The sequence below is a fragment of the Chryseobacterium sp. HNCC26DJ239 genome (assembly GCF_057180445.1).
This window is the reverse complement of record NZ_JBXUGJ010000009.1, coordinates 1-24,681: the sequence shown is the minus strand read 5'-3', so window position 1 is coordinate 24,681 and position 24,681 is coordinate 1. Positions and strand designations below refer to the sequence as shown.

Annotated in this window: 22 protein-coding genes; 1 reads left to right on the top strand and 21 read right to left on the bottom strand. The window is 32.2% G+C overall.

The genetic code is table 11. The annotated features are described in order from the left end of the window. Nucleotides 1–33: 33 nt before the first annotated feature. Both AC2A1D_RS17225 and AC2A1D_RS17220 read right to left on the bottom strand, forming a co-directional pair. Entirely contained in the window at nucleotides 34–843 is an 810-nt protein-coding gene (locus AC2A1D_RS17225; RefSeq protein WP_484044817.1) for a polysaccharide biosynthesis/export family protein, read from the bottom strand. Between the two features lie 417 nt (nucleotides 844–1,260). Next, nucleotides 1,261–1,635: a hypothetical protein gene (locus AC2A1D_RS17220; protein WP_484044816.1), complete on the bottom strand. Its 375-nt coding sequence runs from the start codon at nucleotides 1,633–1,635 to the stop codon at nucleotides 1,261–1,263. A 456-nt stretch (nucleotides 1,636–2,091) separates the two neighbouring features. Between AC2A1D_RS17220 and AC2A1D_RS17215 the strand changes: the two genes are divergently transcribed. After that, nucleotides 2,092–2,262 (top strand): hypothetical protein, encoded by a 171-nt coding sequence (locus AC2A1D_RS17215; RefSeq protein ID WP_484044815.1) that lies wholly within the window; start codon nucleotides 2,092–2,094, stop codon nucleotides 2,260–2,262. Nucleotides 2,263–2,676: 414 nt separating this feature from the next. On the opposite strand, the gene AC2A1D_RS17210 is transcribed toward AC2A1D_RS17215, so the two are convergent. The 19 genes from AC2A1D_RS17210 to AC2A1D_RS17120 all read right to left on the bottom strand — a co-directional run bounded on the left by AC2A1D_RS17210 (nucleotide 2,677) and on the right by AC2A1D_RS17120 (nucleotide 24,423). Beyond that, entirely contained in the window at nucleotides 2,677–2,916 is a 240-nt protein-coding gene (locus tag AC2A1D_RS17210; protein WP_484044814.1) for a hypothetical protein, read from the bottom strand. Between the two features lie 272 nt (nucleotides 2,917–3,188). Further along, nucleotides 3,189–3,950 (bottom strand): hypothetical protein, encoded by a 762-nt coding sequence (locus tag AC2A1D_RS17205; RefSeq protein WP_484044813.1) that lies wholly within the window; start codon nucleotides 3,948–3,950, stop codon nucleotides 3,189–3,191. Nucleotides 3,951–4,600: 650 nt separating this feature from the next. After that, nucleotides 4,601–5,443 carry an RteC domain-containing protein gene (locus AC2A1D_RS17200; protein WP_484044812.1) on the bottom strand — a complete coding sequence of 281 codons (843 nt, stop codon included), beginning with the start codon at nucleotides 5,441–5,443 and terminating at the stop codon, nucleotides 4,601–4,603. Between the two features lie 128 nt (nucleotides 5,444–5,571). After that, complete coding sequence (locus tag AC2A1D_RS17195) at nucleotides 5,572–6,312, bottom strand: glycosyltransferase family 2 protein (protein WP_484044811.1); 741 nt, start codon at nucleotides 6,310–6,312, stop codon at nucleotides 5,572–5,574. 157 nt (nucleotides 6,313–6,469) lie between these two features. Then, nucleotides 6,470–7,537 (bottom strand): glycosyltransferase, encoded by a 1,068-nt coding sequence (locus AC2A1D_RS17190; protein WP_484044810.1) that lies wholly within the window; start codon nucleotides 7,535–7,537, stop codon nucleotides 6,470–6,472. Continuing rightward, nucleotides 7,524–8,639 (bottom strand): glycosyltransferase, encoded by a 1,116-nt coding sequence (locus tag AC2A1D_RS17185; RefSeq protein ID WP_484044809.1) that lies wholly within the window; start codon nucleotides 8,637–8,639, stop codon nucleotides 7,524–7,526. Before AC2A1D_RS17185 ends, AC2A1D_RS17190 begins: the two co-directional genes overlap by 14 nt. A gap of 9 nt (nucleotides 8,640–8,648) precedes the next feature. Continuing rightward, on the bottom strand, nucleotides 8,649–9,146 hold the full coding sequence (locus tag AC2A1D_RS17180) for an acyltransferase (protein ID WP_484044808.1): 498 nt from the start codon (nucleotides 9,144–9,146) through the stop codon (nucleotides 8,649–8,651). Next, nucleotides 9,143–10,222: a glycosyltransferase family protein gene (locus tag AC2A1D_RS17175; RefSeq protein ID WP_484044807.1), complete on the bottom strand. Its 1,080-nt coding sequence runs from the start codon at nucleotides 10,220–10,222 to the stop codon at nucleotides 9,143–9,145. Before AC2A1D_RS17175 ends, AC2A1D_RS17180 begins: the two co-directional genes overlap by 4 nt. A gap of 28 nt (nucleotides 10,223–10,250) precedes the next feature. After that, on the bottom strand, nucleotides 10,251–11,639 hold the full coding sequence (locus AC2A1D_RS17170) for an O-antigen polymerase (RefSeq protein WP_484044806.1): 1,389 nt from the start codon (nucleotides 11,637–11,639) through the stop codon (nucleotides 10,251–10,253). Between the two features lie 62 nt (nucleotides 11,640–11,701). Then, nucleotides 11,702–12,688, bottom strand: a complete 987-nt coding sequence (locus AC2A1D_RS17165; RefSeq protein ID WP_484044805.1) for a glycosyltransferase family 2 protein — start codon at nucleotides 12,686–12,688, stop codon at nucleotides 11,702–11,704. Beyond that, a complete protein-coding gene (locus AC2A1D_RS17160) occupies nucleotides 12,667–14,199 on the bottom strand; it encodes an MATE family efflux transporter (RefSeq protein WP_484044804.1) in 1,533 nt (510 codons plus the stop codon). The genes AC2A1D_RS17165 and AC2A1D_RS17160 overlap by 22 nt, the downstream gene beginning before the upstream one ends. Then, entirely contained in the window at nucleotides 14,200–15,273 is a 1,074-nt protein-coding gene (gene gmd / locus AC2A1D_RS17155; RefSeq protein WP_484044803.1) for a GDP-mannose 4,6-dehydratase, read from the bottom strand. 162 nt (nucleotides 15,274–15,435) lie between these two features. Then, nucleotides 15,436–16,386: a GDP-L-fucose synthase family protein gene (locus AC2A1D_RS17150; RefSeq protein ID WP_484044835.1), complete on the bottom strand. Its 951-nt coding sequence runs from the start codon at nucleotides 16,384–16,386 to the stop codon at nucleotides 15,436–15,438. 20 nt (nucleotides 16,387–16,406) lie between these two features. Then, on the bottom strand, nucleotides 16,407–17,399 hold the full coding sequence (locus tag AC2A1D_RS17145) for a mannose-1-phosphate guanylyltransferase (RefSeq protein WP_484044802.1): 993 nt from the start codon (nucleotides 17,397–17,399) through the stop codon (nucleotides 16,407–16,409). After that, the gene (locus AC2A1D_RS17140) at nucleotides 17,396–17,740 is read right to left on the bottom strand and encodes a phosphomannose isomerase type II C-terminal cupin domain (protein WP_484044801.1); all 345 of its coding nucleotides are present in this window, start codon (nucleotides 17,738–17,740) and stop codon (nucleotides 17,396–17,398) included. The genes AC2A1D_RS17145 and AC2A1D_RS17140 overlap by 4 nt, the downstream gene beginning before the upstream one ends. Before the next feature lie 61 nt (nucleotides 17,741–17,801). Further along, nucleotides 17,802–19,100, bottom strand: a complete 1,299-nt coding sequence (locus AC2A1D_RS17135) for a nucleotide sugar dehydrogenase (RefSeq protein ID WP_484044800.1) — start codon at nucleotides 19,098–19,100, stop codon at nucleotides 17,802–17,804. Between the two features lie 50 nt (nucleotides 19,101–19,150). Continuing rightward, entirely contained in the window at nucleotides 19,151–21,520 is a 2,370-nt protein-coding gene (locus AC2A1D_RS17130; protein ID WP_484044799.1) for a GumC family protein, read from the bottom strand. Between the two features lie 24 nt (nucleotides 21,521–21,544). Next, nucleotides 21,545–22,354 carry a polysaccharide biosynthesis/export family protein gene (locus tag AC2A1D_RS17125; protein ID WP_484044798.1) on the bottom strand — a complete coding sequence of 270 codons (810 nt, stop codon included), beginning with the start codon at nucleotides 22,352–22,354 and terminating at the stop codon, nucleotides 21,545–21,547. Nucleotides 22,355–22,464: 110 nt separating this feature from the next. After that, nucleotides 22,465–24,423, bottom strand: a complete 1,959-nt coding sequence (locus AC2A1D_RS17120; protein WP_484044797.1) for a polysaccharide biosynthesis protein — start codon at nucleotides 24,421–24,423, stop codon at nucleotides 22,465–22,467. Nucleotides 24,424–24,681 lie beyond the last annotated feature (258 nt).

The following is a 24,681-nucleotide window of genomic DNA, read 5'->3' as shown; positions in this document are numbered from 1 at the left end:
TTGATCCACTATTTGTTTTTATATTTCTTAATACTAATTTTTCGTCAATGCAATTACACTGATTCCTAAAGATACAACTACAGAAACAATTGATATATAAACACCTAAGTTAGGGTCTAATCGTGCTGCTTTTTCCCTGTTTACATTGGGTTGTATGTAGATGATATCATTTTGCTTAAGATAATAAAAAGGAGAATTAATAAATTCTGACTTCGTTAAATCAATACGATGTTGCGTAATCTTACCATCTACATTTCTTATTACTAAAACATTTTGTCGGATTCCATAAGGAGTTAAATCTCCCGCCATCGCCAATGCTCCTAAAATAGTAGCATTTCCTTCAGGAATAACATACGTTCCCGGACTTTTCACTTCTCCAGAAACTGATATTTTAAAGTTCACCAACTTAACATCTACGATTGGATCCTTAATGTATTTACTTAAAATGCCTGAAATCTTATCTCTAAATGTTTCAATATTCTCACCTTGAACACTAATTTTACCTATCTGTGGAAAAGTGATATTATAATTGGTGTCCACAAAATAGGTAGGCCCTGAAACAGGAGTCTGTTGTGGTAAACTATTAGAACTTGGTAGCGAATATTGAGTTACCGTAGTTGAGGATGAGTAATTTTGATTGAAGGGCTTCACAGCATCCATATCTCTTGCTGAGATCGAAACAATCAGCTGATCGCCGGGTTGCAATGTACTGCGACTATTTTTTATCGCATTATCTAACGCTACATTATCAATATCTGTCATATAATTGATTTCTTGTCTTGGTGCACATGAAAACAATAGTATGCCCGAAAATCCACAAAGGATAAACTTCTTTAAATTCATTCAATTTAATATTTTCACAAAAATAGGATTATTATTCTAGTTTCAAAATCTAGCTTGTCAATTTACTGTTAAGAAAAACTCTCAAAACTTTTCGAAACTCATCTTTTTACATTGACTTCCTAAAATCATCTATCAGACAAAAGTAATCAATAAAGCACATGAAAAAAATAAATTGAGTAATAAAGAATAGCAAAATATGGAAAATTTATAGCAAAGCACAAGCCTTAGGAGTGAAAATTTAAAAAAAAGAAAATTAAAAACACTGTAAATCTATTATTTCCTTTTAATTGTTCATTAATTTTAAGTAAACTTTAATTATCACTTAAAACAAAATATCCCTGAAAATTAGTAAAACTATTCATGGAAAATGAGTATGATTATAAAAAATATATCAAAAAAATATTTATTCTTCTCGATTTAGTCCAAAGGTTTTAAAATAACTTCTTGAAGTTTCAATCCAGAAGTACTGGTCAACTTTATCGCTTCAGCTCTCTTGCTTTCGGCATCGTCTAATGTATCATAGGAACCTTCATTTGGAAATATATAATAGTCAAAATTGAAAGCTCTTTCTCCCTCTCCTAATAAATATGACATCATAGAATATCTTAAGCACTCTGATACATTTTTAGCTACTTTGCATTTTTTAAACTCTTTTTCTTTATGAATTTGAGATAAATAAACATTATCACCTGTACTTCCTCGAGTTGCTAGAATAAATACATAACCTTTTTGAGCAAAGCCAAGGCAAAAGCATCCTAATAAGATTAGCGTTAAAAATAATTTTGTTTTCATGATATTTAGATTAGTTTTATTTTATGAATGAACAAAAATTCGGAAAGATTACAAACGTTTTAACGAAAAATCTTTCTTCAGTAAACCCTTATCATCTTTTCTTAAAACAAACGAAGACTGGGATTAAAAGCAAAAATTGATTTTTTTTTCGATAGTAAATTATATTAAGCCTTCACCTTTTCAAAAGTAAATTTAACTTTTCTTTAACACAATAGCTATAAAGGGGTATTTTCGCACAATTTTCATTCATAACAACATATTCATATCAAAATGGCAATAGATTAAGAAAATTCTATTCACCTATACATTTTTAAAATAGTAAAATATTGAACTTAAAATTTATAGAATATTTTTAAGAATCCATGTTTCAAAAACCAGAAAAAGAGCAATAGAATTGCCTAAACAAGCTTTGAGAGCACTTTTATTTATAGTATATTTAAAGTGAAAAACCCAACTATGAACTATTTATTACTCAACATGACGTTTCTTTTTGTCATTATTTTCGCGTTGAAAATTTTGCTTAAAATCATCAGAAAACACACACAACCTACTTATTTTGGCTGTGCTAAATACGGAAATCCACATTATAGAAAATACAGATTTGAACAGGACAAACTGAAGAAATAAGGTTCATGGGTTGTGTTTTATGTGGATGTGATAATTTGCGGATGCGCTGATTTGCTGATTCGCCGGTTGCGTCTAATGCGGATGTATAATCTGCGGATGCGCTTATTCGCAGGTTGTGTTTTATATGAATGTGATACTCTGCGGATGTGCGGATTTACTAAGTCCACACGAAAAGATTTATTAGCGGACGGCTGACAAACAAACTCTAAAAAAGCTGCCTTTGTAAAGACAGCCTATGAACTACTTTATTTTCTACGGTATTTAGACCATAAAAACCTCATTGTAATTGATGTAACATAGCTTGCTAAAGCCGCTACAGAAGCAGTAAGCGCGGACATTAAAATATTTTCCATAGGAGGCGATACAATAAAGCTGGCAATGAACCCGCCCAGAAAACTCAATTTAACATCCATATCAGGTCTTTTTTGGAGTGCAGATCACGTCTTCTTCATCGATCCTCATCGTCAGTTGACACATTGTTGATATTTTCCCTCCAGCCAAGGTAATATAGCCTGCCATAGCAATCATTTCTTTAGGTACTTGAAAGTGAAAACTTAATATTGCAGACCCTGCCATTATTAAGAACCACCCCACTTTACGTAACTTTTTGAATAGTTCGGGCATGGGTGCCGAACAACGTTTAAAAATATTCATATTGGTCATTTTTTACAACCAGAGCCATTGTGTAAAGGCTCTGGTTGAATTAAATATTAATTTTTAGTTATAGTGTTTAGGTGCTGATGCGCGGATTTGCTTATGCGCCGTTTGCGGCTAATCCGGATGTATAATCTGCGGATGCGCGGATTTACGGATGTAAGACAATGCATTAGATAAAACAACATTCTAAAACATCTATATTTTTTAACATCATCATCACTCTTTATAGAATTTACTAAGAGAAGAAAATCTTAAGGCGTGAGATTCTGCTATACGTCACCGTTTAGGTTTATAATCGCCAAAGGATTATAAGACCCATTCTTCAACGCATACATGCTGCCATTCACCTGTTGATAAAATTCAATTGCAAGAGCAAGAAAAAGCGGATGCGTAGAATTTGCGGGCATCATTAAAGTATGCGATATTTCAGGAGTTAAAGGGTCTGCTGAAAGAGGAAGCATTGCCGTAGCTTGTGATGTATTTTCAAACATTTCATTTTCAAAGTCTATTTCAGCAGCGCCAGAAACTACTTTAAAATGTGTTGCTCCTTGTGGCGCCGTGAGCATATCTATTGCATTGAAAGCCGGAATTGTGATCTGCATTTCTCCAGACACCCTATTGATCTGTGAAGAATAAGGGGCGTGCAGTGTTGTTGCCAACTTTCCAGACTCGTTGAATTCAAAGCCTTGTAAAAAAGCAACTTCACCATCTATCACATTTCGCAACCCTCTTTCACTAACAGCATCTGCCTGAATGACCTTCATCATGATTTGCGTAAGCCTACTGGCAATGGTTGTGGCTTTCACATTTGTTAATAAAGGTCTTAACGCAGCTCTAAAAGTTTTTCCAGCTTTCCCGGCTCTTCCGAACTCCTGTCCGTTTTCTCTCGTTCGTTGGAAGGCGGGATCATTTGCAATTCTGCGTGCGTCCAGCGTTCCTTTTTCTCTTACCAAATATCCATCTTTAGATTTGTAAAACGTAATGTCTCCGATGGTTCCGGTAATTTTAAAAATACCATTTTGACGTGCCATTTTTTTGGGTTTTAAGATTAAACTTATAGCCTTTTAAATATTTTGCTTTTTTAAGGTATCACTTCGACTATGCTTCGCCTACGCTCAGCAACCGGGCTGTAGTGACGCTCAGCAATCATGCTGTAGTGACGCTTAGCAAGCGGTTTATTTCGAGATTCCTCCTATTAAGGCGGATTTGAAGATTTGCACAGTCGAGGATTTGCTTACCAAACATTAAGCAAGAAAACCTCGCTGGATCATCATAAAAAAGCAATATTATAGGCTCTTATTATTTACCGTTCTTTTGTGTTGCAACATTTGACTGATCGGCTATACAAAGGTTTATAAAAAAAATGGTTTGTTTTCGGAACCTTTTCGATTTGTCGAAAGATTGTTACACTTCGACTACGCTCAGTGACCAACTTCGGCTATGCGTAGTGGCAGTGCTTCGGCTACGCTCAGCAAACGGTTAGTAATGAGTAATGAGTATTGAGTAATGAGTAATGAGTAATGAGTAATGAGTAATGGGTAATGGGTAATGGGTAATGGGTGATGGAGAATTGGCAATGTAGAATGGGGTATTGGGGTTGGGTTATGATAATTTTTGAAGAAGTTGAAGCAGTTCTCCTGATTTTTTGTGCTCTATTGCCTCTATTTTCAGTAAGCTTTTACTAAAAATCGTAGTCTTCGAAATGTTTCTCGATATTTTCTTTTAAATAATGAAGAAATTTTGCTCTGAGGATTTTTCGGTTTTTGATTTCATGAAGTATTTTCTTATGGTTGTCTAAGTCTATCCCAAAGATGAGTTCTGCGTTTTTTATAATCTCAGCCATGGTTATGTTTCCCCCATTGATGCATTTCATTTGATGAAGAGCATACAGCAACTCAATTAACGATGCTTTCGATGCCGACCATTCCAAGGGTTTTAATTTCTGAAAACAGGTATCACTAATTTCCTGCTTTTTTCTTTCGTCCATATATTTTTCCAATTTTTCTATAGCCTTATAGCCCGAAATCAAATGATCATGAGAGGTTGAAAACCGTAAATCTATATCATATAAGGTATCTGGGACTTTCCATTTTAGATCTGCAGTTTTTCTCATAAAATACTTATGATCTAAAAAGGTAGCCCCTCTTCTGTAATAGCTTAAGAAAATGAGGTTTTGTTCATATTTTTTTCTGTTGTTTTCTAATGCCTCTGAATAGTATTTCAACAAAGGTTTTCCAGAACAGATTGGTTTCTCAGATTCAATATTGATTATGAGGGAATAGAAAATAAATTCTGATACAAAGAGTGGTTTTAGTTCTCTGAAGAACGTAATCTCGTCTGCACTTTCCAGAAATACATGTGCTGCGACCAGCTCTTTAATCGCACGAATATTTACATCAATACACATTAAAGAAGCTTCTGCCAAAGCTAAAAGATTTGGACTTTCGTTTTCAATTCTGCTGAGTTGCAACAACATTTTTTTGTAGGTTTCTGTTGTTTTGAAAAGTAATTTTTTTGATGTCATGGCTGTTTGGATTGGCACTTCGGCTACGCTCAGTGACCGACTTCGGCTACGCTCAGTGACCGGGCTGTGATAACGCTCGCTTCGGCTACGCTCAGCGACCATGATATGGGCATGCTCAGGAAACTGGTTTATTTTTTCAAGAAGCCAAAAAATTTCCAGATCATTCTGTATTTTACTTTTAGCGGGGAATAGGCGATTTGGTTCCCTCTGAAAGCTTTGCCTACTTCTTCGGTAATGGTGTGGTAACTCGACATTCCAGAGCTGCTTGCGCCTCCTACCGCCATAGATGTGGTAGTAATCCCCGAATATTTCCAAGAAATTTTATGTTTCAAAAAATATCGGATGATGAGCTCATAATCTGAAGCTATTTTATAGCCTAACACATAATCACCAAGACGACCAAATAATTCTTTTTTAAAGAAAATTGATGGATGTGGAGGCATAAACCCTATCTTCAACTTTGCCGGAGACCATTTTTTTGAAGAATATCTTCTAATAATTCTCCCATTTTTATGCTGTACAATATCTCCTGTACATGCATCTACAGGATTATTAAGCAGAAAATCAACTATTTTACCTACGGTTTCGGGCTCAAAAAAGGTATCATCAGAATTTAATATTCCAATGTAATCACCTGTTGCCATAGCGATGCCTTTATTCATGGCATCGTATAAGCCTCTGTCCTTTTCAGATATCCATTTCGTCACGGTATCCGGATATTTTTTTATGATGTTTACCGTTTCATCTGTCGAATTGCCGTCTACAATAATGTATTCAATATCATGATAAGTCTGTGTTGTTACCGATTTGATTGTCTCTTCCAGCGTTTTCTCTGAATTGTAACAAACGGTTATTATTGAGATTTTCATCTGTTTTTGTCAAATATTTTTGTTATATGAACTGATAAGAATAAGAATAAGAATTACAAATATTTATAATATTTTGATTTCCAGACACATTCATCGACATAAAAAGTAATAATCAATCAAAAATTGCGAAATAAAACAATTTTGTTATATTATATTACTAATCTAAACTAAAAAAGGTTTCAGCAACTACATTCCAAGATTCAGGAAATTTCCGTTTAATATCAGAATAGTTTGGTACCACAGACATTTTATGATCGTTGACAAATTTTCTCACTGCATGTATGAATGACTCAGCGGAGTAGGGTTCAAAATAGTAAGCTGTACTCTCACAGATCCATGTGGAGTAACTAAATTTCACCGTGATAATAGGTAATTCTAAAAATATTGCTTCTACTAAAGGTAATCCATAACTTTCTGTGGATGACAAAAACAACAATGCATCAACTTTTTTATAGTACATATTCATTTCATCTGAAGAAAGTTTACCCATATTTTTCACAAAAGGTATCGCTTCAAAGGGTCTGAAATGTTCATCTTCAAGTGTTAACCAAATTTCAATATCAGAAAAATCTATTGAATTCGATGAAATATAATTATGTAAAGTAACTATAAATTCGTGTTTTTTATGTGGATAAAAAGCTGCGGGATAAAACAGTACTGTTTTATCATTTTTTTTAATTGTCTTGTAATGTTCAGTTTTCAGCCAATTTGGTACCGGCTGCGGAGAAATGATTATCTTATTTTCAATTGCTGGATAAGATTTTACAAGAGCATCAGCCATCGCACCCGTTTGTACAATGATATTAGATGCAAATTTATTATTAATTGAAAACAGAAGTCTGTTGATACGAAAACCAACACTTTTGCCCGAATTAGAATTGATCTTTGGATAAACTAAATTGAGCTGATGTACGAGTACAATCTGATTTTGTATTCCTCGTAGAGGTATATCTCCCAAAACTATAGTTTTGGTATCCGAAAACAAAAACTTAGAAAACAAACATTCCACTAATCTTGATATACTATTGGGCAAAAATCTTATGTATCTAATTACATTACCTTTCCTTGGAAAGTAATCGGCCAATAACCCCTTAGAAGGCAAATGTATGGTAGAATCATCCAAAAAGCCAAGCGAAGAACTTGCATCCAAAAATGATTTTACAACTTGGGACGCACCTAAGCCATGCACATTAGTTGCATGTATCTGTATTTTAGTTTTTTTCATCACTGCATATTTTGAATAATTCAAGATGCTTTACTACCATTTCTTCAACGGTAAATTGCATGGCAATATCTAACGATCTTTTTTTCATTTTTTCCAGATCTGCTGATAACACATCATTTATTGCCTGTGCCAAAATATGAGGATTATCAACGTCTACAATAAAACCGTTTTTACCCTGATCAATGAGACTGAAAGCACTGCCTACTCTATTTGTGGATATAACAGGTAAACCATTACCAACCGCCTCATTTAAAACCAATCCCCATATATCTTCCCTACTTGGAAAGACGAACAAATCTGCTATTTTTAAATAATTTAAAACAACTTCTTTTGACTGCTTGCCCAAAAAGTTAACTTTACAAGGTATTTTATGATTCTGAACTATATCTCTTAAATTTTCAAGTTCTGGACCATTACCAATAATTAAGACTTCAACATCTGTATCATTTAAGAATGGTAAAGATTTCAACAAAACATCTACACCTTTCCGCGGAATCAGCTGACCTACAAAAATCAAATATCTAACATCTTTGTTTAACTGTAACTTATCTTTTAAACGATAAAGCTCGTCTCTATTGATTGGCTTATTTACAATTTCATTCTGATGAAGAGATGAAAAAGAATATTCATATATTTTTTTTGGTTCTGCACCATAAAAAATTAGTGTTTCGGAAGTGTTAATTCCACTAGACAGCCAGTAATCAGCCGAACTGATTAACAACTTTTTAAAATTAGTTTTCAAAAAACCTTTCGTAACGAATCCTCCATCAGAATTTAGAATAAACTTTTTTTTAAAAAATATACAATAGAATATTGTCAGAATTTCTGGCAATAAATAATATCCACCAACCACTAAAATGTCATTTTTATGAGATCTTAATAATCTAAACAAGTTTAAAATACCTTTAAATTTGGATTCATCAAAGAGATAGAGATGTTCAAATTTATTTTCCTTTTCCTCCTTTTTCCATGGAGAATTAATCATACTCCTGTTGTAGTAGATTACTTTTAAATCAACTTCTTCAGAGAGCTTATTAAAAAAATCAACTCTGTACGGAGAAGGTATGTACGTTAAAAAAACAATTTTTTTTGTTCTGACCATATTATTACGCTAAAGCTGCTTTATTTTCTTCGCTGGAACACCTCCTACAACCGTATTAGACTCGACATTTTTGTTAACTAAAGCCGAGGTTCCTACCACTGCACCACTATTAATTATTATATTACCCGCAATAGTTACTCTTGCACCAATCCAGCAACCATGATGAATTTCTATAATAAAAGATGTACCCTTTCCTGCTCTTCTGTCACTGTCCCCAATTTCGTGCGATCCGGTGACAAAAGCTACATCCGGAGCCAAATCACAGTTATCTCCAATTCTGACTTTCCCATTTCCATAAATTTTGAGTCCGCTTCCAATCCAAGTATTTGATCCTATTGTTAGATCAGCTACAGTTCCCATTTCAATTGGACCAACTATTCTAGAATTTTTTCCGACAGAAATACCCCCAATTTTCAGCAAAAAATTCTTAAATGCAAAGTATTTTGTTGTTGATAAAAATGAATTTATAATAAAAAGCGCTAAAACTCTTAATACTTTTTTAATCATGTTTTCGAAGCATTTTTTTCAATTATTTCAAAACTTTTTTTCCACTTATCAATTCCAAACATTTTGAAAACTTTTGATGATTGATTAGCGTATTGATTCAATAATAGATTTTTATCAGTATATTTTAGTTCGTTTAAAAATATCCTAAAATCATCTAAGTTTGGCTTAACATATAAGTAATCTACTCCATCTAGTTCAGAATATTCCATTGTTGAAATAAGAATTTTATTAAACATCAAATGTTCTATACTTTTTGAAGGAAAATTATACAAATTCTCCTCATATTCAGGATCTCTACTATTAAGTGAGAAAGTAGCTTTATCTAATTCAACAAGATATTGATCATAATCTAAAAAACCTAAATATCTGATATTAGAAAATTTATTGCAATATTTTTCTACCAATCCTTCATCAACGATTTTTCCAGTTATAATTAATTCATATTCTGGGAACTCAGAGAAAACTTTTAAAATCAACTCTGGGCATCTATTTTCTGATAAAATACCGGAAAGTATGAATGATAAATTTATTTGATTTATCCTACTATTGTTTTTTATGTCTGTGACAATACCAGGTAATATTATCAAATTTTTTTGAGTCAAAAATTTGTTAGAAGTCAAACTGATAATACCATCAGATCTATTGATTACTTTAAAAATAAAAGTCTGTAGTGAATATACTTTTTTAGATGGAGTAAAATCTAATAGAATTATAAATTGTTTAACAGATCGTTTAAATATTTTTGTTAGAAGGAAGAGAAAAATTGTCTGATGAGTTAAGTTATAATACCATACGTTCGCTCTTTTACCAAATAACGAAAAAGCTTTTAAATTATCAAAAAAGGTATTAAATAATTTTAGTTTCTTGGTACTACCTAAAATCCTGTTTTGTATATAAATAATATCACTATCAGTTTGAATTTTCTCCTCAATATTAGGAGGTATGATGGACAAAATTTCATCAAAACAATTATTATCAATAAGATTATAAGAAAAATAATTTGCTGCAGCAGAAACATTTAAGCTCTTAATTTTAACTGGTGGTACTACGTTTGTTAGGAAAATTCTTTTACTCATTTTAACGATGTTTCATATATTTTTTATATTAAATTTTTTTTCTTATTAGAAAAACACTGACCAAGATGTAGAAAAAAACCTGAGTTTCGGAAAATGATGAATTACTTGTTATATTAAATATTATAATATTATTAGCTATAGCAAGATTCAAATATCCGAAAGAGGGAGATAATCTTGTTCTGTTGTAGATAGTGTATGAATAAAAACCATGAAAAAAAACAAATATAAATGAACCTAAATATCCTAAATTTTCAAGCAGCGGGGCAACAGTTGAAAGCCATCCTGTACTTATTATTGTAGACTCCGAATCATATTTTTGTTTATAGTTGTCTAAACGCTCAGCTTGTGTTTCACCCAAAACGTCAAATCGATCAAATTGTCTTTCTACGAAAGGTGAAAATCGTAAAAACTTAACATCTGCAAAATTTATATCACTTTTTTTAAGATATTCAGACAACATAAAAATCTCATGGGAAAAGTAAAATGTGTAATCAACAAAAAAATTTTCAACTGCTTTGGGGCCCATACTCATAGTCTTCTTAAAATCTTCGCTGTAAGTCATACTATTTTGAGATTCAAAAATTTCTAACTTCGATCTACTATCTAGAGATGAACTTCTCTCAGTTGAAATAAAAATAAAATATCCCAATATCAAACTAATGAAACTTAAGAAAATATATTTATGCACTTTTGACAGAACTATCTTAATACGGTAATACTTCATTACTGAATAACATAGCAATGAAGATATGATTAGCTGAAAAACCATTTGTCTACCTGCGGACAAGACACTTCCGAATGCAAAAAATAGTATTCCTAAAATATAATAGATTCTGTATTTTGATTTCTTTAAAAAGAAAAATGCTGCAATGGAAAATAATCCACCAAAGTATAAAACACCTGCTAATTGAGAAAAAATTGTTGCCTCACGAGAATTATACAAATCTCGTAATAAATTAGGTGCTAATATATTTCCACCATAAATTACAACAATCTCTACAGCCAATAGGGCTGTTGCAATTACTGAAAATACAGAGAAAACTATCGTATATTTTTCAATTTTAGATAAATCTAATGATGAAAAAAAACTACTAAATCTAACCTTGTCAATTTTATTTCTACTATTAGAGGTATACATACTAAAGCAATATCCTAAAGTAAATATTGATATTAATAATATACACAAAGAAACTGCACTAGATGATTCTATTGTACTACTAAATTGGAGAATCCCACAAAAAGCATTGATAAACAAAATATTCCACGCCATAAACATCCAAAGTAAAGGGTTTAATGGATTGAAATATCTGCAACCAACTATCAACAAGCCGTAGCAAAAAACAAAATTTATTACTGAATTGAAAGGATGCAATAGCAGTACTACAATAATTAGTACCTGAGCCAAAATAACTTTCATAAATTATCAAATTTTCATCTATATCTGTAGAAAAACGTTTACGACTATATACTAATTACATATCACTTATTATCTTTATAGCATGCTTTATATAAAAATTTAAAATATGAAAAGCCTATTTTAGGAGGCAGTAAAAATGCTAAACATCTTATCTTGTTTAAGAAACTTAATTTCATAAACACATTTAAATTTACATTTTTATAACTAGCCTTAAATATTTCATTACCAAAATGATCACTTGATGAGTATGCAGAAACGCATAATGCGAATCTTTCAAGATAAACATAATCAACTGATTCCCGAGGCAAAATTCTTATTCTTGACATTGCGCTAAGATAGCTATCCATTTGTTTAATAATTTGAAGACTATCATTGATTCTCTTAATTTCCTTAGAGTTATCGGTCATTATGGAATTAGGTCGAATATTGTAAATGTATGTATTTTTACTACTGACAATTGCTGAACTAATATTATACACTAAGAAAAAAGACCACAACCGATCTTCATGATAAATATTACTAAAAAAACGTAAATCATTAGCTCTGATTATTTCCGTTCTAATTAATCTGTTCCACGCATTATTTGGTATCTTATGAAGTAAATAAATCTCATTGTATTCATATCGTTTTACAAACACGTCTGAAGCAATTACTTTTTTATTAGACTCAATGTGGGAACATATTATAATATCAGAATTGTATTCATTCATCAATGACATCATATATTCTATACAGTCGTCTGTAATTGTATCATCACTATCTAGAAAGAAAATGTATTCTCCACTAGATATTCCAATTCCACTGTTACGTGCCTCAGATAACCCCCTGTTGCAATCATGCTTAAAAATCTTAAAAAATATATGACCATTATACCTCTCGATAAATCCATTTACTAAACTCATGCTGTCATCAGTACCGCAATCATCAACTATAATACATTCAATATGTTTATACCTTTGTTCAGTGACTGATTCTAAGCAAGACAGTATATATTCTTCAACATTATATACTGGAATAATAATCGAAACTAATTTACCTTCTTTGACCATTTTGACAATTTTGACAATTTTTGAATGAACACATCTTTTAATTCCTTTTCTATGATGAATATGAAACTATAAATAAGAATTTGAGCAACAATTAAAATAGTATTAATTAATAATCTTTTGAAGCCGACATCATAGTTTTTAATAATTAATAGAGGTATGATAGACGTAAAAACAAATAACATTAAACATGGAACAATTACTTTGCTCAAAAATTTTTTTATATTGAAAGCCTTAATGTATTTATTTAAAATTATCAAATCACTTATAGAAACAAATATTATTGTGATAATAATTGCAGAGTATGAGTAATACGGAATTTTTGTGAATAACGAAATAATATACATCAAAGGAATTGTAAGCAAATTTAAAGTTCCTGATATGAAACTTATGTGTTTCATTTTACCAGTCGATTGTATAGCTATAATCAATGGATAAAAAACTGAAGCTATCAAAATATAAATCAAACTTATTCTAGTAAATTCAGTACTATACGGAGGAACATTTTTTAGCCATATACTGAGTACATATTTACATTCAATTATTATTGGAAAGGTAAAAGTAAATAAAAGTACAAATGAATACTTTGAAGTAAGCTGTACCAAATTAATCATTTTCAGTATTTCATCCCTCGAAAAGGACATCACAATTTGAGGTCTAGCTGCCATAACGATATTGTTTGAAAAACCGGAAACAGCGTTTCTAACCTGAATAGCAACACCGTTAGCTGCATTTAGTAAAGGCCCCCACAATAGATTTAAAACAAAACCTACACCTTGATTTCCAACCATATAACACACACTCCCATACATATCTAAAAAAGAAAATGTTAATATTTCTTTTAGGAAATGTTTATCATACGTAAAACTATAATTGCAGACAGAAAACGTCCTTTTGCAAAACAAATAATTGCATATTAATCCAAAGAGAGAAATTAAGCATAACATTACTGAATACGATAGTAATTTATCAAATTCGATAAATAACAAAGAATATGTTAAAGCAAGTTTCAATATAGATTCCGATATTGAAAAATAAGCAAAAAAAGACATCTTTTCATATGCGACTATGGTTGCTTCGTACGAAATTCTAATGAATGCAAATAAGAAATTGAAAAGTATAAAATGGAATGCCAAAAGAGAAGTCTCAATTCGTGATTTTGGAATAACCAATTTATGTTTGATTAAATAAGCCCCTAAAACTTCTGCAATCATAAATATTAAAACTCCCAATAAAATTTGAATTGTTAAGCTAGTATTAAAAACTTTCTTTAAATTTTCTAAATTATTTTTACCTAATTCAAAAGTAAAAAATCTAGATATAGAGCCACTTAAAGTTCCATTTAAAAAAGAAAAAAATAAAACTATACCACCTATGATATTGTAAATACCAAAATCTACAAAACCTAACACTTCTAGTATAATCCTAGAAGTGTAAAGAGAGATGCAAAGATTTATGAGCATTCTAAAATACAACAAAGATGTATTTTTTGCTAACTTACCAGTATGTACCAATTAATATAATTTCAAATCACTCTCCACCATCTCTTTCACCAAAGCCTGTAAATCATACTTCGGCTCCCAACCTAACTGTGTTTTAGACTTAGTAGGATCACCAATCAAAAGATCTACCTCTGTCGGTCTGTAATAATCAGGATCTACAGAAACAACCGTTTTACCAATTTCTAATTGATAGAGTGGATGATGACATGCAACAACTTTTGCAATTTCATTTTCGTTTTCTCCCTCAAAAGAAAGTTCTACCCCAACTTCTTGGAAAGCCATTTTGACAAAGTCTCTTACAGAAGTGGTAACACCTGTTGCGATTACGAAATCTTCCGGTTTTTCTTGTTGAAGAATTCTCCACATCGCTTCAACGTAATCTTTGGCGTGTCCCCAGTCACGAAGGGCATTTAAATTCCCTAAATACAGACATTCTTGCTTACCTTTTGCGATCGCTGCAGTCGCCATGGTAATTTTACGGGTAACAAAAGTTTCCCCCCTTCTTGGAGATTCGTGGTTGAATAATATTCCGTTGCAGGCAAACATTCCGTACGCTTCACGGTAGTTTTTGGTAATCCAAAAACCATAAATTTTAGCCGCACCATAAGGCGAACGAGGATAGAAAGGTGAATTTTCGTCGTAGAAACCTTTTTCGTTTTTATTTTCCGGAAGTCCTCCGTACAATTCAGATGTTGAAGCTTGGTAAATTTTAGTCTTTTTTTCTAAACCTAAAATTCTTACCGCTTCTAGAATTCTTAATGTTCCGATTCCGTCTACATTGGCTACATATTCAGGAGAATCAAAAGAAACTTTTACGTGAGACATCGCGCCCAAATTATAAATTTCGTCTGGCTGTACTTCCTGAATGATTCTGATAATATTGGTAGAGTCTGTTAAATCCCCATAATGCAAGGTAAAATGTACATTTTGCTCATGTTGATCTTGATATAAATGGTCAATTCTTTGGGTATTGAAAGAAGAAGCCCTTCTTTTAATTCCATGAACTCTATATCCTTTTTCTAATAGTAACTCTGCTAAGTATGAACCGTCTTGACCTGTAATTCCTGTAATTAATGCTGTTTTCATGTGTATTTTATTGCGGATTCGCGCATTTGCTTATTCGCAGTTTTTGTGTTATATTCTTTTTTATGCGGATTCGCGGATTTGCTTATTTACCGTTTGCGTGTTAATCTATGTGCAATTGGCCAATAAAGAAATTTGCGGATTTTTTCTTATCCAGCTGCAAATTTACATTTTCACTTCTTTAAAATTGTTAATATTCTCCAAAAACCATTGATAAGTTTTGTTAATACCATCTTCAAGGTTAATTTGGTGTTTCCAACCTAGCTCGTGCATTTTAGAAACATCCATCAATTTTCTTGGTGTTCCGTCTGGTTTTTCAGCATCCCAAATGATTTCTCCTTGATGACCAACTACTTTTTGAATTAACTCAGCCAAATCTTTAATGGTTAAATCTACCCCTGTTCCCACATTGTATAAATGTTCAGGCAAGACATTTTCTAATGCAAAAATCACTGACGCAGCCATATCATCAACAAAAAGAAATTCTCTCATCGGAGTTCCTGATCCCCAAAGAGTAACTGCTGCGTTGTTGTTTTCTTTCGCTTCATGAAACTTTCTGATCATTGCAGGAAGGACATGAGAAGTATTCAAATCAAAATTATCGTGCGTTCCGTAAAGGTTTGTGGGCATCAAAGAAACATAATCTTTCCCGAATTGTTTTCTGATGGCTTCACAAGTTTTAATCCCCGTAATTTTCGCCACCGCATACCATTCGTTGGTTGGTTCCAAAGAATCTGTTAAAAGATATTCTTCCTTCAAAGGTTGTGGTGCCATTTTAGGATAAATACAAGAAGAGCCTAAGAAAATAAACTTTTCTACCTCATTTTTAAGAGAAGCATCAATCAGGTTATTCTGAATCTGCATATTTTCCATTAAAAACTGATAGGGAAATGAATTATTTGCTAAAATTCCGCCCACTCTTGCCGCTGCATCAATCACCACATCAGGTTTTTCCGTCGCCATAAATTCAGAAACGGCATTTTGATCTTTTAAATCTAATTCTTTGCTAGTAAGACCAATCAAATTGGTATAACCTTGCTCTGAAAGCTGTCTCCAAATAGCAGAACCCACCATTCCACGGTGTCCTGCGATATATATTTTTGAATCTTTTGAAATCATTTTTACAAATCTTTGTTCTACCTTAGTGTAGATTGATACTTTTCTAGTTGGCTGTAAATTTTCTTTACATCTTGAGATTTCTCCTTCTGTAAAACTAAAATAGCATCTGGAGTGTGTACAAAAATGCAATTCTTCATTCCAATAAAGGCTGTGAAAATTTCTGTACCAATCACCATATTTCCGTTTTCATCAGCCGGGTGACCTGTTGAACGAAGATAATCGTACAACGATTCAAACGAGCCTAAATCATTCCATCTAAAATTAGCAGGAACTACTTTTATTTGTTTAGACCGCTCCATTACCGCGTAATCAATACTAATGGACGGGATTTGTTTGCATGAAGTTTCGTCTAATAAATTATTTTCAGATTTTTCCCAAGCTTCCAAAGATTTTTCAAAAACTTCGGGTTGGTATTTTTTTAATTCATCTAATAAAACTCCTGCTTTGAAGCAAAACATCCCGGAATTCCACAAGAAAGTACCTCTGTCTAAAAACTCCTGTGCGGTTTCTGTATTTGGTTTTTCTCTGAAAGAAAGGACGTCTTTACCTTCAAATTCGATATAACCATATCCGGTTTCAGGTTTTGTAGGAACAACACCAAAAGTGACAACGAAGTCTTTTTTAGCCAACTCAACAGCTTCTAAGAGAGATTTTTCGTACGCCTCCTGATTTTGAATTAAATGATCGGAAGGTGTAATAATCAAAACATCATCCGCTTCAACCGCCAATGCAGCAAAAGCAATCGCTGCGGCTGTATTTCGTGCAATGGTTTCCGTAACGAAAGTTTTGGGAAGATCAATATCTTTTAGTAAATCTCTACTCCATTCGATATGGTCTGAATTACCAACCACCATCAATTCATCCACTACAGCTTTATTTCTTTCTGCTGTTAATTCAAATAGAGATTTTCCTTCAAAAATTTTCAGAAATTGTTTTGGATGGTTTTTTCTTGAAAGAGGCCAAAGTCTACTTCCTACTCCTCCTGATAATATGACGTTATATATTTTCATGCTCTGTTGTAATCGTCTTCAATTCTTACAATATCATCTTCACCGAAATAGGTACCATACTGTACTTCGATGAAAACAACAGGTTCGTTTGTTTTATTTTCAATTCTATGATGCGCTCCTAATGAAATTTGAGCTACTTCTCCTGTTTTAAAATCTTTTATTTCATCACCAATGGTAATTGTTCCTGTTCCAGAAACAATAGTCCATACTTCAGCACGATGATGGTGGTATTGAAGAGAAAGCCTCCCTCCCGGATTTACCAAAATTCTTTTTACTTTATGAGTTTCTCCATCTTCCAAAACCCAATATTCTCCCCAAGGTCTAACGTCGTGTTCCTTCATTTAAATTAGTTTTTACAAATATATACAGTATATTTTCAAATACTGATTAAAAATATTTTAATTATAATCTATTATCAATAATTTCTTTACTTAAAATCCCTTTCACATCATAAATAATTCCATTCGGTATAAGGTAATTTTTTAAGTTGAGTTCTAAAAACTCTTGATGCGAAACAGAAAGTACAATTACATCGAATTGTGAATCGTTTTCCAAATTCTTCAATAAATTGATTTGATATTCTTCAAAAACTTCTTCCGTATCTGCCCAAGGATCAAAAGTGGTAACCTGTAGACCGTAGTCTTGTAAATGAGTAATTACATCAATCACCTTTGAATTTCGGATATCAGGACAGTTTTCTTTGAAGGTAATTCCAAGGTTTAAAACCTTCGCTCCTTTTATAGGAATCTCTCTTTTTATCATTAATTTAATGACTTGAGAAGCAACAAAAGCTCCCATAGAATCATTCAATCTTCTAGCACTTAAAATCAACTCAGAATAATAGCCAATTTCCTGTGCTTTCTGCGCTAAGTAAAACGGATCTACTCCGATACAATGCCCTCCAACTAAACCAGGTTTAAATTTCAGGAAATTCCATTTTGTACCTGCAGCTTCTAAAACATCATGCGTATCGATATCCATTAAAGAAAATATTTTTGCCAACTCATTCATGAAGGCAATATTTACATCTCTTTGAGAGTTTTCAATTACTTTTGAAGCTTCTGCTACTTTAATGGTAGGTGCTAAATGTGTTCCCGCAGTAATCACCGATTTATACAAATCGTCTACTATTTTTCCGATTTCGGGTGTAGATCCGGAAGTAACTTTTAAGATTTTATCAACCGTATGCAATTTATCTCCTGGGTTAATTCTTTCCGGAGAATAGCCTGCAAAAAAATCTTTGTTGAATTGTAACCCCGAAATTTTTTCTAAAACAGGTACACATTCTTCTTCAGTTACACCAGGATAAACAGTAGATTCGTAAATTACGATATCGTTTCTACCTAATACTTTACCTACCGTTTCTGATGATTTGTACAAAGGGGTCAAATCCGGTCTGTTATGTTTATCTACAGGTGTAGGAACTGTAATAATATAAATATTTGCATTTTGAATATCTGAAATATTTGCACTGCAAAATAAACCAATAGAGTTATCAGAAATAGGATTGGTGGATCTTACTACCGCTTTAAGCAAATCTTCATCAACTTCTAAGGTTGAATCTTTTCCATCATTGATTTCTTTGATTCGATTTTCATTAATATCAAAGCCAACAACAGAATACTTTGTTGCTAAAAGTCTTGCTAATGGTAATCCAACATAACCAAGACCAATTACCGCTATTTTATGATTTACATTCATTTATGGAAATAGTTTTATTATGTAAAAAAAATAATAAAACTTAATTTTTATTAAAATTTGAACCAATCTCTCCAGGTTTTTTTATGAGAAGCACCGTAACCATAACCGTACTTATAACCATAACCGTAGCTGCTGTTGGTATTATCTACATCATTTAAAACAAATGCTGCATTCTTGATCTTCGACTGCCCAATCTGTGTATTAGCAAAGCTGATTAATTTCTTTTCTGTATACCCCGATCTTGTAACATAAACAGTAACATCGGCAACATCGGCAATCAAGAAAGAATCGGTTACCAACATCAAAGGTGCCGTATCCAATACAATATAATCGTAATGAGGTTTTAAACTTTCAATTAATTCCTGATATCTTCCATTTGATAAAAGATCGGTTGGATTGGGCGTAATTGCTCCAGAATAAATAACATCACAATTTGGGTTGAATGTAGTCTGATGGATGATTTGTTCTTTGGTAATCTTATCATCATACATGTACTCCGCTAATCCCATTAAACCTTTTCGAGATTCGTTATATCTCTGTAACTGTGGATTTCTAATATCAGAACCAATGATCATTACTTTGGTACGAGGTGTAGCCAACGTCAAAGCTAAATTTACAGAAACAAATGTTTTACCTTCTCCTTTTACAGTAGAAGTCACAAAAATTACTTTCCCTTCCTTCTTTTTAGGTAACATGAAGCCAATATTGGTAATTAATATTCTAAATGCTTCTGCTAAAGGCGATAAATCGTTTACTTGAACCAATTCTGAACCACCTTTTACCAATGAAGGTACTTCCCCTACAACAGGTTTATTCCCGCTTAACTTTTCTAAGTCGTGAGTAGATTTTACTTTATCATTTAGTAAATTAAACAAATAAATAATCGCAAAAGGAATTAATAATCCAATTATTAAAGCTCCCAAATAAATCATTTGCTTTTTAGGAGAAACTGGGGTTGGAGCAGTAAAAGCATAATCCACAATTCTAGCTTTTGGAGCTGCAATTGCTAAAGATATTGCCGCCTCTTCACGTTTTTGAAGTAACAACAAATACAATTCTTCTTTAATCGTTTGTTGTCTTTCAATACTTCTGAACATTTTCTCCTGAAATGGGACTTTAGAAATTCTGCCACTCAGTCTATTCTGTTCTGTTTGAATTGCATTTTTGTTAATTTGCAATGCAGAACGTGTTTTATTTAGACTTGAAAGGATAGACGAACGTACATTATTAATCTCTTTAGTAACATCTTGTACTACAGGATTGAGCGTTGTTGACCCTTCTAATAAACGACTTCTTTCGGTAACCAATTGATTGTAGGTTCCCATATTCATAGACGTCTCTGAGTCGTTAAGTCCGATATTTAAAGGTAAGATTTGATAAGCCCCTTGTTTATTCAGATATCCTAACAAACTATTTACAACTTCAAGTTGAGATTCATTTTCAATCTGGCTTTGTCTTGCTTTTGCTGAAGTTTCTAGTGAAAGTTCCGCTTCAGATTTAATATCCGCGATATTGTTTCTTACTTTAAAATCTTCTTTCTGAGTTTCAACTCTACCAAGCTCTTCTCCAATTAGACGAACTCTCTCATCAATAAATTCAGCAGTTTTTTGAGCCTCAGAATTTTTATCTAATACAGCTTCTCTGTTATAATTTACTGCAAGTCTATTCAGAATATCTTCTGCTTTTTCAGGTATTGCATCATTTATTGATAATTTTAAAACGGTTGTTTCTTTTTCAACCACTTCAACATTCAATAATTGTACATAAGATTTAGCTCTAGTAATACCAGATCTAAACTCTAATCTAAATTGTTTATTATTATAACTTAATTTATTTGAATTACTATTTTTCTGGAACATTACAATTCCAAACGGCAATGACAATGCTTTATTAAAGTTAGTTTTAATCGGAGCCTTGAAACTTTCAGATTCTAAAATAATTTCATCATTCTTTATAAGTACATAAACAGGCTTTGTAGGATAGATTCCTTTCCTGTTTTCTTTAACAATTCTAACAATAAAAGGTGCACTGTCTTTATAAAGTAAAGTTTCTTTAATTTTACCTTTTGAATAGATATTTGTTTCTAAACCTAGCTCCCTTACTACTGAAAGCATCAATTTTGTTGATTTTAGAATTTGTTTCTCATTCAAAACAGAATTAGACCCCATTCCTCCGATACCTCCAATTTCTGAAAGCACCGACATTTCTGGAACTCCTGATGTTTTTTTTACTTCTTTAATTAATAAAGTAGATTCAGTATTATAAACAGGAACCGAATATCTCAGAAAAAACCAAGCAACAACAACTGATATTACAGCCCCTACTACAAACCAATACCATTTGAAAAGATAGGGTTTAATCAATTCTCTAAGATCTAATGTCTCTTCCTGTAATTGATCTTCAAAATTATTTTGATCCACTATTTGTTTTATATTTTTTTAATATTAATTTTTCGTCAATGCAATTACACTGATTCCTAAAGATACAACTACAGAAACAATTGAAATATAAACACCTAAGTTAGGGTCTAATCGTGCTGCTTTTTCCCTGTTTACATTGGGTTGTACGTAAATGATATCATTTTGCTTAAGATAATAAAAAGGAGAATTAATAAATTCAGACTTCGATATGTCGATACGGTGATGGGTAATCTTACCATCTACATTTCTTATCAACAATACATTTTGTCTGATTCCATAAGGCGTTGTATCTCCCGCCATAGCTAATGCACTTAAAACCGTAGCATTTCCTTCAGGAATAACATACGTTCCCGGACTTTTCACTTCTCCTGAAATGGAAACTTTGAAATTCACCAATTTAACATCGACGATTGGATCCTTAATGTATTTACTTAAAATGCCTGAAATCTTATCTCTAAATGTTTCAATATTCTCACCTTGAACACTAATTTTACCTATCTGTGGAAAAGTGATGTTATAATTGGTGTCCACAAAATAGGTAGGCCCTGAAACAGGCGTCTGTTGTGGTAAACTATTAGAACTTGGTAGCGAATATTGAGTTACCGTAGTTGAGGATGAGTAATTTTGGTTGAAAGGCTTCACAGCGTCCATATCTCTTGCTGAGATTGAAACTATTAGCTGATCGCCCGGCTGTAAGGTACTGCGGCTATTTTTTATTGCATTGTCTAATGCTACATTATCAATATCCGTCATATAATTGATTTCCTGTCTTGGTGCACATGAAAACAATAGTATGCCCGAAAATCCACAAAGGATAAACTTCTTTAAATTCATTCAATTTAATATTTTCACAAAAATAGGATTATTATTCTAGTTTTAAAAATCGGAGGTAGAATATCATATTAATCTTGGTTAATAAAATATCCATCATAACATATCCGTTTTTAATTACCCTTATTTTCGCTGATTTTATAATTATCTAATTTTTCAAATTCAGAATTATTACTAATAAACTCTGGAACTAAAGCTTTAAGTAATGTTACAACTTCATACTTATCTCTATTTACCGCAGATCTAACGATTTTAACAAAATAAGAATCGACCGTAGCAAAATCTTCGCAGTAATCCTTACTTATCATAATCTTCTCATTATGCGTAGGAATATTTATTGTATTTTCACTTAATAACTCCTCGTACAGTTTTTCGCCTGGTCTAAGGCCTATAAAAGAAATCTTAATATCTTCATCAGGAATGTATCCAGAAAGTTTAATCATTCTCTTAGCAAGATCTAAAATTTTAACCGGGTCTCCCATATCAAATACATATATTTCGCCTCCATTCCCCATAGTACCTGCTTGTAAAACCAATTCGCAGGCTTCCGGAATAGTCATAAAATATCTAATTATATCTGGGTGAGTAATTGTTACAGGACCACCTTTCTGTATTTGCTTTTTAAAATGAGGGATTACCGAACCATTTGATCCCAAAACATTACCAAAACGTGTGGTTATAAACTTGGTCGTATTACCTTCCGTATTTTGTAAAGATTGAACAAACAATTCAGCAGCTCTTTTCGAAGCTCCCATAACATTTGTAGGGTTTACTGCTTTGTCAGTAGAAACCATCACAAATCTGTTAATTTTATACTTTTTCGAAAGCAAGGCTACATTTTTTGTGCCTAAAATATTTACAAAAATAGCCTCATGAGGATTTTCTTCTATAAGTGGGACATGTTTATAGGCGGCTGCATGATAAACCATAGAAAAATTATATTCCTCGAATATCCTTTCTAGTCTAGACTTATTTGAAATATCTGCTAAAATAAATTTGAAGTTTTGATCAGGAAATTTTTCCAATAATTCTAGCTCCAAGTCATATAACGGAGATTCGGCTTGATCAAGAACCACAATTTGAGAAGGACTAAATTCCGCAACCTGTCTTACAATCTCGCTACCAATAGAACCCGCACCTCCGGTAATTAAAACATTTTTTTCAAAATGTCTTTTTTTAACATCCTCATTATCAATCTTAATCGGGCGACGATTCAATAAATCTTCAATCTGCAAATTTCTAATTCCTCCAACTAAATCTTGATCCCGCATTTTTCCAATTGTTGGTGCTTTAAGAACTTTCAATCCTTTATCTAAAGAAAGATTCATCCATTCTTCAAGTTCTTTTTTGCTCATTATTTCCTTAATAATCAGGACTGCATCAAAATCAGTAAGAATTTTAGGCGAATCAAAAAATTCATTCTTGCCATAAATATTATGTCCTAATAAAACAGCTCTTTTAGAGTCGGTCCTATTAGTAATAAAACCTCCAAGTCTATAAGGATAATTGGGATTATGCATGATTGCTCTAGCTAGTGCGACAGAAACATCTTCTATTCCCACCACTGCTACTTTCATTGTTGATGATGCTCTTTTATAATCAATTACCAGATTAAAAAATCTTTTTGTCACCATCCTGAAAAAAAACATTAGTGACACAGAAATAAAGAAAAGTAAGAAAATATTTGGATAAAGAAATAGAGGTTTACCTTTCAATAAATAGAAAAAATAATTGAAAATAGTAAGAGTAATCAACGTACTACTCGCAGATAATAAAATTTTAAAAAAATCAAAAAAAGTAGAATGCCTTATAATTCCCGCATATGTTCTGAAAACAAACATAAATACGAAATTTACAAAAATTACTATTATCATCTTCAATGGCAAAAGATGAGGATAATTAACTTTTACATTTAATTTCGACAAAAAGTAGTATGAAATTATTAAAGACAAAAAGACAAATCCTATGTCAAAAAACAAAACCATCCATCTGGGTATATATCGTACTCGCGTGATTTTCAATAAATTATCACCATTATACAATGCTCTTAATCCCTCGCCAAATTTTTTCATCTAATTGCTAATAATAGTTTCTAGTTTTACAAGCAAATGTATGAATATTATTACTATTTTTTTAATCTTTTTCATCAATTTTCTATCATATTCTTCAATGCTCATAAAAACCTGTACATCAAATTATAAAGTTAAATCTAAATCCACTCACTGGCAAAATAAATTTAAATGTTAAGCTAATTGGATAAAAAATATCCTATAGCCAAAGCCTTACTAGACAACTAAAAATTCTTAGAAGCTTATACCCGCTATTCGCTC

Bases quoted from the DNA above. Each gene is read 5' to 3' on its own strand.
- AC2A1D_RS17185 (WP_484044809.1), bottom strand. From the start codon at position 8,639: ATGGTCAGAACAAAAAAAATTGTTTTTTTAACGTACATACCTTCTCCG.
- AC2A1D_RS17135 (WP_484044800.1), bottom strand. From the start codon at position 19,100: ATGAATGTAAATCATAAAATAGCGGTAATTGGTCTTGGTTATGTTGGA.
- AC2A1D_RS17210 (WP_484044814.1), bottom strand. From the start codon at position 2,916: ATGAATATTTTTAAACGTTGTTCGGCACCCATGCCCGAACTATTCAAA.
- AC2A1D_RS17145 (WP_484044802.1), bottom strand. From the start codon at position 17,399: ATGAAAATATATAACGTCATATTATCAGGAGGAGTAGGAAGTAGACTT.
- AC2A1D_RS17215 (WP_484044815.1), top strand. From the start codon at position 2,092: ATGAACTATTTATTACTCAACATGACGTTTCTTTTTGTCATTATTTTC.
- AC2A1D_RS17180 (WP_484044808.1), bottom strand. From the start codon at position 9,146: ATGATTAAAAAAGTATTAAGAGTTTTAGCGCTTTTTATTATAAATTCA.
- gmd (WP_484044803.1), bottom strand. From the start codon at position 15,273: ATGAAAACAGCATTAATTACAGGAATTACAGGTCAAGACGGTTCATAC.
- AC2A1D_RS17165 (WP_484044805.1), bottom strand. From the start codon at position 12,688: ATGGTCAAAGAAGGTAAATTAGTTTCGATTATTATTCCAGTATATAAT.
- AC2A1D_RS17170 (WP_484044806.1), bottom strand. From the start codon at position 11,639: ATGAAAGTTATTTTGGCTCAGGTACTAATTATTGTAGTACTGCTATTG.
- AC2A1D_RS17195 (WP_484044811.1), bottom strand. From the start codon at position 6,312: ATGAAAATCTCAATAATAACCGTTTGTTACAATTCAGAGAAAACGCTG.
- AC2A1D_RS17140 (WP_484044801.1), bottom strand. From the start codon at position 17,740: ATGAAGGAACACGACGTTAGACCTTGGGGAGAATATTGGGTTTTGGAA.
- AC2A1D_RS17200 (WP_484044812.1), bottom strand. From the start codon at position 5,443: ATGACATCAAAAAAATTACTTTTCAAAACAACAGAAACCTACAAAAAA.
- AC2A1D_RS17225 (WP_484044817.1), bottom strand. From the start codon at position 843: ATGAATTTAAAGAAGTTTATCCTTTGTGGATTTTCGGGCATACTATTG.
- AC2A1D_RS17175 (WP_484044807.1), bottom strand. From the start codon at position 10,222: ATGAGTAAAAGAATTTTCCTAACAAACGTAGTACCACCAGTTAAAATT.
- AC2A1D_RS17205 (WP_484044813.1), bottom strand. From the start codon at position 3,950: ATGGCACGTCAAAATGGTATTTTTAAAATTACCGGAACCATCGGAGAC.
- AC2A1D_RS17220 (WP_484044816.1), bottom strand. From the start codon at position 1,635: ATGAAAACAAAATTATTTTTAACGCTAATCTTATTAGGATGCTTTTGC.
- AC2A1D_RS17120 (WP_484044797.1), bottom strand. From the start codon at position 24,423: ATGAAAAAATTTGGCGAGGGATTAAGAGCATTGTATAATGGTGATAAT.
- AC2A1D_RS17125 (WP_484044798.1), bottom strand. From the start codon at position 22,354: ATGAATTTAAAGAAGTTTATCCTTTGTGGATTTTCGGGCATACTATTG.
- AC2A1D_RS17190 (WP_484044810.1), bottom strand. From the start codon at position 7,537: ATGAAAAAAACTAAAATACAGATACATGCAACTAATGTGCATGGCTTA.